This is a genomic window from Mesorhizobium sp. CO1-1-8, assembly GCF_020164875.1.
Classification (GTDB): Bacteria; Pseudomonadota; Alphaproteobacteria; order Rhizobiales; family Rhizobiaceae; genus Mesorhizobium.
This window is the reverse complement of sequence record NZ_JAIUGZ010000017.1, coordinates 111528-126217: the sequence shown is the minus strand read 5'-3', so window position 1 is coordinate 126217 and position 14690 is coordinate 111528. Positions and strand designations below refer to the sequence as shown.

Here is a 14690-nt window from a genome sequence, read left to right as displayed (position 1 = left end):
CCTATTTGTAGGCCTCGGCTTACGTCCAATAAAGCAAGCAAACGCTTGCCTAGGAACACAAGCAAACGCTTGTCTAGAACGCAAGCAAGAGCTTGCTTAGAAACGCAAGCAAACGCTTGCTTAGAGGTGACGCGGGGTGGAGCAGCCCGGTAGCTCGTCAGGCTCATAACCTGAAGGTCACAGGTTCAAATCCTGTCCCCGCAACCAAATACAAAAGAGCCCGCCCCCGTGCGGGCTCTTTTGTATTTGGCTGTGGTGCCGGCGATTTAACCCGTCATCAGAGACCCGCAAGCAGGCGAAGCCCAGCCGCCAGAGCCGCCAGACAGAAAACTCAAATCCTCTCCCCCCAAACCAAATCAAAAACAGCCCGCCACGCACAAAGCCCGCAGGCCGTTCCCGTTCAAGGGGACAGCCGAAGGCTTCCCGGAATACGCCGGATGGTCCGAAGGCTGCCGTAAGCCGATGGGCAGCAGCTGACTTCTTGGCCAAGCTACATTGAGAGCGTCACGCCGCGCCCGGAACAGATGCTATCAAAGACAAGATCGGGGCTTCAGGCGATAAAGACGCGGCCGGCGGGAGGGCTCCACGCGAGCTCCCGATGCCGATACTCCACCACCCTCTCCGGTTCGCCGCCGAAGGCCGGAAAGGCCTTGCCCAGCCGTACGGCACTTGGCGGCCGCGACCAGCTTCGCCGACCGGAATGTATGAATCCCCGGAAGTAGGTATTGAAATATATTTCACTATGTGAATTATATTGACAATACGCGCCCGGGCTGTAATGTCCGATCGTCGGCTTTCGGAGGAAGGTCGGCATCATCAAATCCATACACGGCAGCGCTCGCCGAGTGCCTGCGACGGTCATTTAGGATGGCTTCGGCCAAGGGAGGAAACTTGCGCAAATTTCTGAGCACGCTCGCAATCGCGGCGGCTGCATCGACTTGCTTTGGGTCGATGCAGGTACGCGCCGAAACCCCCAACCCGTTCAAGTGCGAGCCGGGTGAAAAATACGTCATGAACGTCATGGTCTCGGGCGTCGAATACTGGTTCCCGGTCTATGAGATGTTCAAGCAGGCCGGCCAGCAGTTCGGCTGCGAGACCGCCTATACGGGTACGCCGGAATACGACGTCAACAAGCAGATCGCCACCTTCGACCAGGCGTTGGCGCAGAAGCCGGCGGGCATACTGGTGCATCCGATGAACTCCGATCCGTTCATCGAGCCGATCAACCGCGCTATCGAACAGGGCACCGCGGTGGTGACCTTCGCCGCCGACTCGCCGAATTCCAAGCGCGTCTCCTACATCACCTCCGACAACAATGCCGAAGGCACCTATGCCGCCGACGCCGTTGCCAAGGCGATGGACGGCAAGGGCGAATATGCGGTGCTGGAGAATCCCGGCCAGGACAACCACGACAAGCGCGTCAACGCGTTCGTTGCCCGCATGGAAGCCAAATGGCCTGACATGAAGCTCGTCGGCCGCGCCGCTTCGAACCAGGATCCGACCAAGGCCTATCAGGCGGTCCTGAGCCTGGCGCAGGCGCATCCTGACCTCGGTGCCGTGTTCATGCCCGAAGCCAATTCGGCCATCGGTGCCGCCCAGGCGGCCAAGGAAGGCGGCGGCAAAATCCGCGTCATGCTCGCCGACGTCAACGCCAAGATCCTCGACATGATCAAGGCCGGCGAGATCTTCGGCTCGGTCAATCCCAACCAGGGCATGCAGGGCTATATGGGCTTCATGCTGTTGTGGATGGCCAAGCATCCCGGCCTGATCGATCCGATGAACGATGCCAAGCGTTCGGGCTTCAACCCGATGAGCGTGCCCTTCGTCGACAATGGCTTCTCCATCGTCTCCAAAGACAATGCGGACGACTTCTACTGGGACAAGTACCTCAAGCGTCGCGGCACCAAGGGCATCGAGGAATAATCTCGATCTCACCGCCCCGCCCTCGGCAAGGCCGAACCAACCGGGAAGGAGGCTTTGCCTCCTTCCTCCTCGCAAGCATCGCAGGAGCATGGCGTGACCCAGGCGCCCATTCTTGAAATCCGCGGCCTGTCCAAGGCGTTCGGCGCGGTCAAGGCGCTGAGCGACGTCCAGTTCGAGCTGCGGCGCGGCGAAATCCATGCGCTGTGCGGAGAGAACGGCGCCGGCAAGTCGACGCTGATGAACATGATCGCCGGTGTATTGCAGCCTGACGAGGGCGATATCCTGATCGATGGCGAGCGTGTTTCGATCCACTCGCCCGCCGCCGCCCAACGTCTCGGCATTGCGCTTGTCCATCAGGAAATCGCGCTCTGTCAGGACGCCACCGTTGCCGAAAACATCTACATGGCCGCGATCAACAGCCGGCGCGCGCCGCTGATGAATTTCCAGAAGCTCTACGCTGACGCCCAGAAGGTCATGAACCTGCTCGCGCCCATTCCGGTGCGCACCAGGGTCGCCGACCTCTCCATTTCCAACCAACAGCTTGTCGAGATCGCCAAGGCGCTGACGCTCGACTGCAAGGTGCTGATGCTCGACGAGCCAACCGCGGCACTCACCGAAAGCGAAGCGCAACGCCTGTTCTCGATCGTGCGGGGGCTCAGGGAACGTGGCATTTCGGTGGTCTATATCAGCCACCGCATGGCCGAGATATTCTCGCTGTGCGACCGCGTCACCGTCTTCCGCGACGGCCGTTACGTGGCGACCGATCAGGTCGCCGCCGTTTCACCGGACGATGTCGTGCGCAAGATGGTCGGCCGCGAAATCACCCAGCTCTATCCCGACAAGCTGGCGCCGCAGGAGCCGGGGCGCCTGCTCCTCTCGGTCGAGGGGCTTTCCGATGGCCGCCGCTTCGCCGACGTCGATCTGCAGCTTCGTGCTGGCGAAATCCTCGGTATAGGCGGCCTGATCGGCGCCGGCCGCAGCGAGATCGCACAAACGGTCTGCGGCCTCAGGCCAAGCACGTCTGGAACCGTCGCACTCGACGGAAAGCAGCTCCGGCTGCGCAGCTATGGCGATGCGGTCAAGGCGGGGCTGGTCTATCTCTCTGAGGACCGCAAAGGCTCCGGCGTGTTCCTCGATCTGCCGATCGCGGCGAACATCTCCGCGCTCGACCTCGCCAGGTTGACCGGACGACTCGGCCTGCTCGACCGCAAGGCCGAGGATCGTCAGGCGAGGGAGCTGACCGGAAGGCTCGGCGTGCGCATGGCCGGCATCGAGGCCGCCGTCTCGACGCTGAGCGGTGGCAACCAGCAGAAGGTTGCCATCGCCAGGCAGCTGTCCGTCAGTCCCAAGGTCATCATCATGGACGAGCCGACGCGCGGGATCGATGTCGGCGCCAAGGTCGAGATCCACCGGCTGCTGCGCCAGCTCGCCGGCAGTGGTATCGGCGTCATCGTCATCTCGTCGGAACTGCCGGAGCTGATCGGTCTGTGCGACCGCGTCCTGGTGGTGCGCGAAGGCAGGATCGCCGGCGAACTCACCGCCGGCGAACTTGGCGAGGAAGCCATCATCATGCTCGCCTCGGGCGTCCAGGACAGTTCAAATCAAAGGCAGGCCCAGAATGTCGCCTAGGGAATCAGGAGGAGCGCTCGTGCACGCCGAGATCAAGGCCGCCAGTGCCGTGCGGCGCATCAATTTCGCTCAGCTCGCATCGATGCGCGAGGCCGGGCTGATCGTCATCATCCTGGCACTGTGCATCGCCATGAGCTTTGCCTCGCCGCACTTCCTGACATGGGGCAATTTCCGCGCCATGCTGATGAGCTTTTCCATCGAAGGCATCGTCGTCGTCGGCATGACCATCCTGCTCATCGTCGGCGGCATCGACCTTTCCGTCGGCTCGGTCGTGTGTTTTTCGATGGTGGTCTCCGGCGCGCTGTTCCTCGCCGGCCTCGATCCATGGACGGCAAGCCTGATCGGCATTGGCGTCAGCGCGCTGATCGGCGCGGCCATGGGCTTCTTCGTCACGGTGATAGGCCTCAATCATTTCATCACGTCGCTGGCGGCCATGGTTATCGTGCGCGGCATGTGCCTGGTCGTCACCAAGGGCACGCCGCTGTCGCTGTTCACCTTGCCGCCGGCCTTCAAGGCCATCGGCCAGGGCAGTTTCAACAACATCCCCTATGTCATCCTGATCTTCGTCGTCGTGGTGGCGATCTTCGACTTCCTGCTGCGCCGCGCCACGGCCTTCCGCAAGGTTTTCTATACCGGCTCCAACGAGAAGGCCGCGCAGTTCTCGGGCATCAGGACCAACCAGGTGAAGTTCTGGGTCACGGTGCTGTGCTCCACCCTCGCTGGACTGGCCGGTGTGATCTACATGGCGCGCTTTGGCGCGGCGACGCCGACCTTCGGCGCCGGCATGGAACTCAACATCATCGCCGCGGCCGTCATCGGCGGCGCCTCGCTCAATGGCGGCTCGGGCACCATCTTCGGGGCGATCCTCGGCATGGCTCTGCTCTCGGTGGTGACGAGTTCGCTTATCCTGCTCGATGTCTCGGTCTATTGGCAGGACATGATCAAGGGATGCATCCTGCTCGCAGCTGTATCGATCGATCACTTCCTGCACCGCAAGAAGTCCTGAACTCCAAAGGCAGCGAACAAGGCCATGGCCCCTCCCAACACCCGCGACGACATCGCCGCTATCCGCCAGATGCACCAGGCGCTTGTCCTGCATTATGTCGAAGGCAAGACCCAGGCAGAGATCGCCAGGGAACTCGGCATCTCGCACGCCACCGTCAACCGGCTCATCAAGCGCGGCCACCAGCTCGGCCTCGTCGAGATCAAGATCAAGTCACCGATCGACCATCTGGTCGACCTGGAAGCGCGGCTGGTGGCGCTGGGTGGCATCGAGCGGGCGATGGTGGTGCCATCGGTCTCCGAAAATCCGCACACCGCCCTGCAGCGGGTCGGCGAGGCGGCGGCTGGGCTGCTGCTCGACACCATCAAGGATGGCGACACCATCTCGATCACCGGCGGCAAGGGTGTCAGCGCGCTGGTTGCCGGTCTGAAGCCCGGGCGCCGCTACGATGTCGAAATCATCCCCGCTACCGGACTGGTCCAGGGCAAGCACTACACCGACGTCAACCATGTCGCGTCGCTGATGGCCGACAAGCTCGGCGGACGCGCCTATCAGATCCATGCGCCGCTGTTTGCCGACACCGCGCAGCAGCGCGAGATGCTGATGAGCATCAGTTCCGTCGCTGACGTTTTTCGCAAGGCGCGCGAGGCCGATGTCGCGGTGGTGGGTGTCGGCTCCATCCTGACCGACGATTCCAGCTACTACGATCTGCATCCGTCCTCGAATGCCGATCGCCAGGCGATCAAGAAGTCCGGAGCGACAGGCGAGTTGCTCGCCCATCTCATCGATCGCCAAGGCAAGCTTTGCAACTATTCGCTCAACCGTTCGCTGGTCTCGTTGACGCTTGACGAGTACGCCACCATCCCGCGCTCGATCGGCATCGCTAGCGGCCCCAGCAAGGTCGCGCCGATCCTCGCCGCCATGCGCGGCAACCATCTCGACACCATCGTCACGGACGAGGCCACGGGGCTCCATATCCTCGAGCTGGCCGAACAGGAGGCAGCATGAATTCTCGACAAATCCAGCGGCTGATCGGCAAGTCCGGCATATCGGCGTCGGCTGTGGGCCTGGGCACCTGGGCGATTGGCGGCTGGATGTGGGGCGGCACCGACGAGAAGGAGTCGGTCAGGGCGATAGAAGCCTCGATCGATGCCGGCCTCAGCCTGATCGACACCGCACCGGCCTACGGCCTTGGCCGCAGCGAGGCGATTGTCGGCGCCGCCATCAAGGGCAAGCGCGACAAAGTGGTGATCGCGACCAAATGCGGGCTGAACTGGCATTCGGGGAAGGGCGGCCATTTCTTCGACCAGGACGGCAAGCCGGTGCATCGCTATCTCGGCGCCGACGGCATCGCCTATGAGGTCGAGCAGAGCCTGCGACGTCTCGGCACCGATCATATCGACCTCTACATCACCCATTGGCAGGACCCGACCACGCCGATCGCCGAGACGGTGGCGGTGCTGGAAAAGCTCAAGGCGGCCGGCAAGATTCGCGCCATCGGCGCCAGCAATGTCAGCGCCGAGGATCTCGGCCACTATATCGACGCCGGCCAGCTCGATGCGATCCAGGAGCGTTATTCGATGATCGACCGCGAGATCGAGAGCAGCCTGCTGCCGATCACTCGCGCGCACGACATCGCTACCCTCAGCTATTCGTCGCTGGCGCTGGGGCTGCTCACCGGCACGGTTGAACCCGGCCGCACATTCGGCGGCGACGACCAGCGCAAGGACAACCCACGCTTCTCCACGGCCAACCGGCAGAAGGTGGGAAAGCTGAAAGAGGCAATCGCCCCCATCGCCGAGAACCACCAGGCGTCGACGGCGCAGATCGTCATCGCCTGGACGCTCGCCCAGCCGGGCATCACCTTCGCCCTGTGCGGCGCGCGCAATCCTGAACAGGCGCTCGACAATGCGCGGGCCGGCGAGATCATGCTTGCGGCAAGCGAGCTTGCGGCAATCGACGCCGCGGCAGCCGCGCATCTCACCGCGATGGACGCCTGAGCAAAAAAGGCAACAGCTCCGATGAACCGTAGCCATACGTTAGCCGGTCTGCGCGACCGGCCTGATATCGCCGTGCTCGTCATCGGTGGCGGCATCAACGGCATCAGCGTCTTTCGCGAACTGGCGCTGCAAGGCGTCGATGTCGTGCTGGCGGAAAAGGGCGACTATTGCAGCGGCGCCAGTGCCGCCCTGTCGCGCATGGTGCATGGCGGCCTGCGCTACCTCGAAAACGGCGAATTCAAACTGGTGCGCGAATCGCTGCTCGAACGCGACCGGCTGCTGAGAAATGCGCCGCACTATGTGGCTCCGCTGCCGACGACGGTGCCGATCTTCGACATTTTCTCCGGTCTCGCGAACGGTGCGGTGCGTTTCCTGGGGCTGACGCGGCGGCCGAGCCGGCGCGGGGCGCTGGTCATCAAGGCCGGGCTGGCCATGTATGACCTTTTCACCGCGGCACGGCGTTTGATGCCTACGCACAGGTTCAGGGGCCGCGCCGAGACCCTGAAGACATGGCCGGCGATCAATCCGGCGATCCGCAATTCGGCGACCTATTACGACGCCTGGGTGAGCCGGCCCGAACGCCTCGGCCTGGAGATGCTGCTGGACGCCATGGCGAGCGCGGCGAACGCCCGCGCCTTGAACTACGCTCAGGTATCGTCGACAGGTGACGGCCTCTCCATTACCGACACGCTGACGGGCGAACAACTGCCGGTACGGGCGCAACTGGTGATCAACGCCAGCGGCGGCTGGATCGACCTGACCAACAAGGCCATCGGGGCGACGGCGCAGACGATGATGGGCGGCACCAAGGGCTCGCATCTCATCGTCGACCACGCAGAACTCTACGCCGCACTCGGCGGCCACATGGTCTATTACGAGAACGAGGACGGACGCATCTGCATCCTGTTTCCTTATCTGGGCAAGGTGCTGATCGGCTCGACCGACATCCGGGTGGACGATCCGGACAAGGTCCGCTGCGAGGAGGACGAGCAGCGCTACATCCTGCAGTCGCTCGCCTTCGTCTTCCCCTCGATCAAGGTCACCGTAGACCAGATCGTGTTCCGCTTCGCCGGCGTGCGTCCTTTGCCCGCCAGCGAGGACAGTTTTACCAGCCGAATACCGCGCGATCATTTTTGCGAGTTCGTCGAACCGGCCGGACACCTGCCGGCGACACTGTGCATGATCGGCGGCAAGTGGACCACCTTCCGTTCGTTTGGAGCGCTGGCCGCCGATATGGCGTTGAAGCGGCTCGGCCTCGCGCGCAGCAAGGGCACGCAGGACATGGCCATCGGTGGCGGCCGTGATTTTCCGGCCGACCCGCAGGTCTGGTGCGCGTCATTCGCCGCAGAGCATGGCCTGCCGGTCGAGCGTGCGCACACACTTCTGCAGCGCTATGGCACGTCGGCCAGGAATTTCGTTTCGCACCCGGCGGGCGAACAGATGCTGCCACTGTCGGACTATTCGGCAAGCGAAATCGGGCGCATCATCGAGCGCGAACAGGTCGAGTGCCTTGCCGATCTGTTCCTGCGCCGCACCACCATCGCCATTTCAGGCGGTCTCAGCTTCGACCTCGTCAACACCGTTCTCGACATGCTGGCGGCGCACAAGGGCTGGAGCGCCAGCGAGGCCGCCACTGAGCGCTCGACCTTCCTCGCCTTGCTGGCCGACCGGCACGGCATCGACCTCCAGACGCATCAAAGGAGCGCCCTATGCGCGTAAACAAGAAAGTCCGCATGAACCGGCTGTTCGGTGGCGGCCGCTGCCTCGACGTGGCTATCGATCATGGCGTCTGCAACGAACCGAGCTTCCTTGCCGGGCTGGAAGACATGGCCGGTGTCGTCAATCAGTTGGTCAAGGCCGGTCCCGACGCCATCCAGATGAACTACGGCCAGGCCGATTTGCTGCAATCCGTGCCTGGCAAGGAGAAGCCGGCGCTGGTGATGCGCATCGACATGGGCAATCCCTATAACAAGATACGCCACCGGGCGATGTGGGCGGTGCTGCAGAACGAAGCCGAGCCCTTGCTTGGCGCCATCGAGATGGATGCGGCTTGCGTCGTGGTCAATCTGTTCATGCTGCCCGACGAGCCGGACCTATTCCGGCAATGCGTGCAGAACATCGCCCGCGTGCGCGCCGATTGCGAGAAATACGGCCTGCCCCTGATGATCGAGCCGCTGGCCATGCTGCCGGTCACTGAGCATGGCGGCTACATGGTGGACGGCGATGCCGAAAAGATCGTCACCTTGACCCGGCTTGCCCGCGAGATGGGTGCCGATATCGTCAAGGCCGATCCGACCACCGATCCCAACGACTTCCACCGCGTCGTCGAGGCGGCGCGCTGCCCGGTGCTGGTGCGCGGCGGCGGCAAGGAGGATCTGCGCGCCGTGTTCGACAAGTCGGCCGCCTTGATGGCACAGGGTGCGCTTGGCATGGTCTATGGCCGCAACATCTACCAGCACGCCAACCCGAGCGCTGTCGTGCGCGGGCTGATGGCGATCATTCACGACGATGCCGATGGCGGCACGGCCTGGGATCTGTACAACCAGGCATAGGCTGCGGCCTCGGGAGGCGCCAATGGCAAGCTATATCCTCGGTCTCGATGCCGGCAACACCGTCATCAAGGCCATCCTCTTCGACCTGTCCGGCCGCGAACTGGCATTCGCCGCCCGTGACGGCCGCTCGTCCATGCCAAAGCCCGGACATGTCGAACGCGACCTCGACGAACTCTGGCGCAACGCGGTCTCGGTCATCGGCCAATGCATCGCTGAAGCTCGTATCGACGCCGGCGAGATCGTTGCCATCGGCTGCGCCGGCCATGGCAACGGCCTCTACGCGCTCGATCGCACGGGCGCGCCATTGATCGGCATCCAGTCGCTCGACACGCGCGCGGTCGGCATCGTCGCCGAATGGGCAAAACAGAATGTCGGCGACCGCACCTATGCACATTGCCTGCAACGGCCGTGGGCGGCGCAGACGCCGACCCTGCTTGCCTGGCTCAAGCGCTTTTCGCCGGCTTTGTTCTCCAACATCGGAACTGTGTTCCTGTGCAAGGATTTCGTCGTCAACCGCCTGACAGGTGCGCGCAGCAGCGATACTTCAGACATGTCGGGCTGCGGTCTGCTGCAGATGCAGGACCGCCGCTACGAGCCGGACCTGCTTGCCGCCTATGGGCTCGGCGATTGCACGGACCTGCTGCCGCCAGTGCTGGAATCGGCTGACATTGCCGGCCATGTCAGCGAGGACGTTGCGGCCCTGACGGGACTTCGCGCCGGCACGCCGGTCGTCGCCGGGCTGTTCGATGTTGTCGCCAGCGCGGTCGGTTCGGGCGTGACCAGAACCGGTGCCGCCTCGGTCATCGCCGGAACCTGGAGCATCAACCAGGTCATCACCAACGAACCGATCCGCGACCCTTCGATCTTCATGCTGTCGACCTTCGATCTCCAGCGCTATCTGGCGATCGAATCCAGTGCGACCGCGGCCGCCAATCTCGAATGGATCGTTCGCGAATTCCTCGAACATGGCGGCGAAGCCGGCAAGTCGCCGTTCGAGTTGTGCAGCGAACTGGTGGCGTCCGTCGATCCGAACAGCGACATCCCGATCTATCATCCCTTCCTTTACGGCTCGCAGCAGAATGGCCATGCGCGCGCCGGCTTCTATGGCATCGCCGGCTGGCATACCCGAGCCCATCTGCTTCGCGCGCTGTTCGAGGGTGTCGCCTTCGAGCACAAGCGCCATGTCGAGACCTTGCACAATGCGGGCGCTGATTTCGATCAGGTGGTGCTGTCGGGCGGCGGCTCGCGCAGCAGCGTGTGGCCGCAGATCTTCGCCGATGTGCTCGGCGTGCCCGTCACCGTGGCGCGCAGCCGCGAAACCGGCGCGCTGGGAGCGGCGATCGCTGCCGGTACCGGCGTCGGCATTTTCGCGGACTACAGTGCCGGTGCCGCCGCCATGACAGCGGCGGCCCGGCATTTTGTACCCAACGAGGCGGTTGCTCACGCATACGCACGGCGGTATCGACTCTACGGCGAGATCAACCAGGCGATGACCCCGTTATGGGAGCGCATCGCCGGACAGCAGGCGCGCACGTGACTGAAGTTTCACCGTCCCCGTTCGGCAGTTACGATTACGTCATCGTCGGTGCCGGCTCCGCCGGCTGCGTGCTCGCCAACCGGCTTTCGGCCGATCCGCGCAACAGTGTGCTGCTGCTCGAGGCCGGCGGCAGCGACCGCTATCACTGGGTCGATATCCCCATCGGCTACCTCTTCTGCATGGGCAACCCGCGTACCGACTGGATGATGAAGACCGAGCCGGAAGCCGGTCTCAATGGACGCAGACTCAACTATCCGCGCGGCAAGGTGCTTGGCGGCTGTTCGTCGATCAACGGCATGATCTACATGCGCGGCCAGGCAGCCGACTATGATGGCTGGCGTCAGGCCGGCAATGCCGGCTGGGGCTGGGACGACGTGTTGCCCTATTTCCTCAGATCGGAAGACTATCATGGCGGCAAAGGCGCCATGCACGGCAGCGGCGGCGAGTGGCGGGTCGAACGGCAGCGGCTGTCATGGCCGGTTCTCGACGCCTTTCGGGACGCTGCCGAGGAACTAGGCATTCCCCGCACCGAAGACTTCAACACCGGCACCAATGAAGGCTCGGGCTATTTCGAGGTCAACCAGAGGAAGGGCGTCCGCTGGAACACGTCGAAGGCCTTCCTGCGTGGCATCGCGGCGCGCAAGAACCTGCGCGTGGTGCTCGGCGCCGAGACCGAACGGCTCGAATTCGACGGCCGGCGCGTCACCGGACTGGTTTTCCGCCAAGGTGACCGCCTGCACCAGGTCCGCGCTGGACAGACGATCCTTGCAGCCGGTGCCATCAACTCGCCGAAGCTGCTCGAACTGTCGGGGGTGGGTCGCCCCGACCTGCTCTCGGGCATCGGCGTAGACGTTCGTCATGCCTTGCCAGGCGTCGGAGAAAACCTGCAGGACCATTTGCAGATCCGCACCGTCTTCAAGGTCGCCAACACCGCGACGCTCAACCAACGCTACCACAATCTGGTCAGCCGTGCGTCGATGGGGCTGGAATACGCGCTCAAACGCAGTGGGCCGCTGTCGATGGCGCCAAGCCAGCTCGGCATCTTCGCCAGGAGTGATCCGCGCCTCGCAACGCCCGATCTCGAATATCATGTGCAACCGCTGAGCACCGACCGTCTGGGCGAGCCACTGCATCGCTTTCCCGCGGTCACCGTCTCGGTCTGCAATCTGCGTCCGGAAAGTCGGGGCACCGTACATATGGGGTCATCCGATGCACGGGAGGCGGCGAAGATCCGACCGAACTATCTTTCCACCGCGGGAGACCGCGGCGTGGCCGTCGCGTCGTTGCGCCATGTCCGCGGTTTGATGAAGGCCCGGGCCGTGGCGCGCTTTGCGCCGGAAGAGATACTGCCCGGCACGCAGTATGACAGCGATGAAGAGCTCATCCGCAAGGCCGGCGATATCGGCACGACAATTTTCCACCCCGTCGGCACCTGCAAGATGGGTTCGGATACGATGGCGGTGGTCGACGATGGCCTGCGTGTTCACGGGCTTGGCGGGCTGCGCGTGGTCGATGCCTCGATCATGCCGACAATCGTCTCGGGCAACACCAACTCGCCGGTCGTCATGATCGCGGAAAAGGCAGCCGAGATGATCCTGCAAGAGGCCCGCTGACCGCCATCGGCTTCAAGCCGTGGCAACACCGCGCGATCGCCGTCTCTCGGCCGCCGCGAGCAGATCGACGAAGGTGCGCACCTTGGCGGGCCGGAACCGGGCCGGCGGAAAGACCGCGTGGATGCCGCCTGACGGCAGGCTCCAGTCGGCAAACACCGGCACCAGCCGCCCCTCGGCGATATCGTCGCTGACGCTGTAGTCCGGAAAGACGCCGAGCCCGATGCCGGCGAGCACGCAAGCCAGGGCAGCCGGGCTCTTGTCGCACATGACGATCGGATTGAGTTCGGTCAGCACTGTTTCGCCATCCCTGGAAAACAGCCATTGACCGATGCCGCGCAGCTGGGCGTTGCCGACCCAGGCCAGCGATCTTGCCTGGCGCGGCGTCACGTCGGGCGGCAGGCTTGCCGCGAAGCCAGGGCTCGCCACCACGATCTGCCGGATCGTCCCCAGGCGCCGCGCCTGGTTGGAGGAATCGGTGAGCCAGCCGACACGGATGCCGAGATCGATCTGCTCGTCCACCAGATTGCTGACGGCGTCGTCGAAGATCGCCTCGACGCGCATATGCGGATAGGTCCTGAGATAGGCCGCCATGACCGGAGCCACCATCTTGGTGCCGTAGTCGAGCGGCGCCGTCAGCCTCAGCGTTCCGCTCGGTTCGACGGCCCCGCGCGAGATTTCGCCATAGGCCGCCTCCGCTTCCCGCAGGATGATCATCGCGCGGTCATAGAAGAGGCGACCCTCTTCGGTCGGCGTGACACGCCGGGTCGTGCGCTGCAGCAGCGTTGCGCCCAGTTCCTCTTCGAGCTTGCCGATCTGATGGCTGACCACGGCCTTGGCGACGCCAAGCCGGTCGGCTGCGGCAGTGAACGAGCCGGTTTCCATCACCGTGGTGAAGTAGGCGAGCCGATTGAGGTTCAGAAGTTCGGTCAGCCGGCTGCCCTTTGTATGATCAGATCAGACAGGTTGTATAATTGGGTGCCATTTATCGCAAGGCCGCCGTCTGCCACATATGAGCGACGGCCTCGATGAATCCGGTAGCCGGACAGGAATGGCAGCGACTATGAGCAATTCAGAAGTGACCTATCTTTTCGATCCGCTCTGCGGCTGGTGCTATGGTGCCGCCCCGATGCTCGACCGGTTGTCGGCCGCCGGCATGCGCATCGAACTGCTGCCGACCGGCCTGTTTTCCGGCGCCGGCGCGCGGCCAATGGATGAAGGTTTTGCGACGCACGCCTGGGCGAACGACCAGCGCATCGAGCGCCTGACCGGACAAGTGTTCACCCCGGCCTACCGGCACAATGTCCTCAATGTCCGCGGAACCCTTCTCGACTCGCATGCCGCCACGCTCGGCATCAGCGCCGCCGGCCTGGAAGATCCCAGCCGCCGGCTTGCGGCGCTGAAGACGATCCAGCATGCGCGCTATGTCGATGGCCGCGATGTCGTGACGATCGGTGGCGTCGCTGAGGTGCTTGCCGTCGCCGGCATGGCGGACGCCGCCGAAATGCTCAAGGCGCCGACTGAAACATTGCTGACGGCTCACCGCGATCTGGTTGGCCGTGGCCGTGCGCTGTTCCAGCGCCTGCATGCAGATGGCGTGCCTTCCCTGGCGGTCGTCCGCAACGATACGCCCCGGCTCATCGGTTCGAACGCACTGTTCGGCAGTTTCGACAATCTCGCCGCCCATATCGCGGCGGCGTGATCCCATCCTCCAGACCCCCAACAAGAAATAAGGAAACAGACATGGCAAAAGTCGCTCTCATTGGTGCATCGGGCGCTGTCGGTTCGCGCCTTCTCAGGGAACTCTCCGATCGCGGCCATACCGTCACCGGCATTGCGCGCAACCCGGAAAAGATCGCCGCGCTTCCGGGCGTGACGGCCAGGAAGGGCGATGTCTTCGACAGACAAGGTCTCGCGGACCTGATCCGCGGCCATGACGCGGTGATCAGCTCCGTGCATTTCCTGGACAGCGATGCCGAGACGCTGATCGAGGCGGTGCGGGCCTCCGGCGTGAAGCGCTACCTCGTCGTCGGCGGCGCCGGAAGCCTCGAAGTCGCACCCGGCAAGCGGCTGGTCGACACGCCTGAATTCCCTGATATCTACAAGGCCGAAGCGCAGAAGGGCGCCGACTTCCTGGACAGATTGAAGACGGTCAGCGACCTCGATTGGACGTTCCTGTCGCCATCCGCCATGTTCGTGCCTGGCGAGCGCACCGGCAAATTCCGCCTCGGCAAGGACACGCTTCTCGCCTCCGACAAGGGCAGCAGCATTTCCTTCGAGGACTACGCGATCGTCATGGCCGACGAGATCGAGAAGCCGGCTCACATCAGGCAGCGCTTCACCGTCGGCTATTGAGCGAACGGGTGGTGGCGGCCGAGCCTCAATCGAGGCCGGCCGACGGTCTCGGTGACGAGCCCATCGTGTCTCAGCGCCTCG

Annotated in this window: 12 protein-coding genes and 1 tRNA gene; 12 read left to right on the top strand and 1 reads right to left on the bottom strand. The window is 63.7% G+C overall.

Annotated features, from left to right (window positions below; all coding sequences use genetic code 11):
* The first annotated feature begins 130 nt into the window (after positions 1 to 130).
* From LB558_RS27385 to LB558_RS27340, 10 genes are all read left to right on the top strand, one after another.
* A tRNA-Met gene (locus tag LB558_RS27385) sits at positions 131 to 207 on the top strand.
* Positions 208 to 891: 684 nt separating this feature from the next.
* Positions 892 to 1923, top strand: a complete 1032-nt coding sequence (locus LB558_RS27380; protein ID WP_013529471.1) for a substrate-binding domain-containing protein — start codon at positions 892 to 894, stop codon at positions 1921 to 1923.
* Positions 1924 to 2016: 93 nt separating this feature from the next.
* Positions 2017 to 3552, top strand: coding sequence for a sugar ABC transporter ATP-binding protein (locus tag LB558_RS27375; protein ID WP_224700394.1), 1536 nt, complete (start codon positions 2017 to 2019; stop codon positions 3550 to 3552).
* A 19-nt stretch (positions 3553 to 3571) separates the two neighbouring features.
* Entirely contained in the window at positions 3572 to 4558 is a 987-nt protein-coding gene (locus tag LB558_RS27370) for an ABC transporter permease (RefSeq protein ID WP_224700393.1), read from the top strand.
* Positions 4559 to 4582: 24 nt separating this feature from the next.
* On the top strand, positions 4583 to 5563 hold the full coding sequence (locus tag LB558_RS27365) for a sugar-binding transcriptional regulator (protein ID WP_224700392.1): 981 nt from the start codon (positions 4583 to 4585) through the stop codon (positions 5561 to 5563).
* Positions 5560 to 6555 carry an aldo/keto reductase gene (locus tag LB558_RS27360; protein ID WP_224700391.1) on the top strand — a complete coding sequence of 332 codons (996 nt, stop codon included), beginning with the start codon at positions 5560 to 5562 and terminating at the stop codon, positions 6553 to 6555. Before LB558_RS27365 ends, LB558_RS27360 begins: the two co-directional genes overlap by 4 nt.
* Before the next feature lie 21 nt (positions 6556 to 6576).
* Entirely contained in the window at positions 6577 to 8274 is a 1698-nt protein-coding gene (locus LB558_RS27355) for a glycerol-3-phosphate dehydrogenase/oxidase (protein WP_224700390.1), read from the top strand.
* Positions 8265 to 9107, top strand: coding sequence for a class I fructose-bisphosphate aldolase (locus tag LB558_RS27350; RefSeq protein WP_224700389.1), 843 nt, complete (start codon positions 8265 to 8267; stop codon positions 9105 to 9107). Before LB558_RS27355 ends, LB558_RS27350 begins: the two co-directional genes overlap by 10 nt.
* Positions 9108 to 9129: 22 nt before the next feature.
* On the top strand, positions 9130 to 10644 hold the full coding sequence (locus LB558_RS27345) for an FGGY-family carbohydrate kinase (protein WP_224700388.1): 1515 nt from the start codon (positions 9130 to 9132) through the stop codon (positions 10642 to 10644).
* On the top strand, positions 10641 to 12257 hold the full coding sequence (locus LB558_RS27340) for a GMC family oxidoreductase (protein ID WP_224700387.1): 1617 nt from the start codon (positions 10641 to 10643) through the stop codon (positions 12255 to 12257). The genes LB558_RS27345 and LB558_RS27340 overlap by 4 nt, the downstream gene beginning before the upstream one ends.
* A 12-nt stretch (positions 12258 to 12269) precedes the next feature.
* On the opposite strand, the gene LB558_RS27335 is transcribed toward LB558_RS27340, so the two are convergent.
* On the bottom strand, positions 12270 to 13187 hold the full coding sequence (locus LB558_RS27335; protein ID WP_224700400.1) for a LysR family transcriptional regulator: 918 nt from the start codon (positions 13185 to 13187) through the stop codon (positions 12270 to 12272).
* A gap of 130 nt (positions 13188 to 13317) precedes the next feature.
* Here LB558_RS27335 and LB558_RS27330 point away from each other — a divergent pair, with 130 nt between their 5' ends.
* Both LB558_RS27330 and LB558_RS27325 read left to right on the top strand, forming a co-directional pair.
* Positions 13318 to 13956, top strand: a complete 639-nt coding sequence (locus LB558_RS27330) for a DsbA family protein (protein WP_224700386.1) — start codon at positions 13318 to 13320, stop codon at positions 13954 to 13956.
* 41 nt (positions 13957 to 13997) lie between these two features.
* Entirely contained in the window at positions 13998 to 14609 is a 612-nt protein-coding gene (locus LB558_RS27325) for an NAD(P)-dependent oxidoreductase (RefSeq protein ID WP_224700385.1), read from the top strand.
* Positions 14610 to 14690: the final 81 nt, after the last annotated feature.

Bases quoted from the DNA above. Each gene is read 5' to 3' on its own strand.
- LB558_RS27325 (WP_224700385.1), top strand. From the start codon at position 13,998: ATGGCAAAAGTCGCTCTCATTGGTGCATCGGGCGCTGTCGGTTCGCGC.
- LB558_RS27345 (WP_224700388.1), top strand. From the start codon at position 9,130: ATGGCAAGCTATATCCTCGGTCTCGATGCCGGCAACACCGTCATCAAG.
- LB558_RS27355 (WP_224700390.1), top strand. From the start codon at position 6,577: ATGAACCGTAGCCATACGTTAGCCGGTCTGCGCGACCGGCCTGATATC.
- LB558_RS27360 (WP_224700391.1), top strand. From the start codon at position 5,560: ATGAATTCTCGACAAATCCAGCGGCTGATCGGCAAGTCCGGCATATCG.
- LB558_RS27330 (WP_224700386.1), top strand. From the start codon at position 13,318: ATGAGCAATTCAGAAGTGACCTATCTTTTCGATCCGCTCTGCGGCTGG.
- LB558_RS27350 (WP_224700389.1), top strand. From the start codon at position 8,265: ATGCGCGTAAACAAGAAAGTCCGCATGAACCGGCTGTTCGGTGGCGGC.
- LB558_RS27365 (WP_224700392.1), top strand. From the start codon at position 4,583: ATGGCCCCTCCCAACACCCGCGACGACATCGCCGCTATCCGCCAGATG.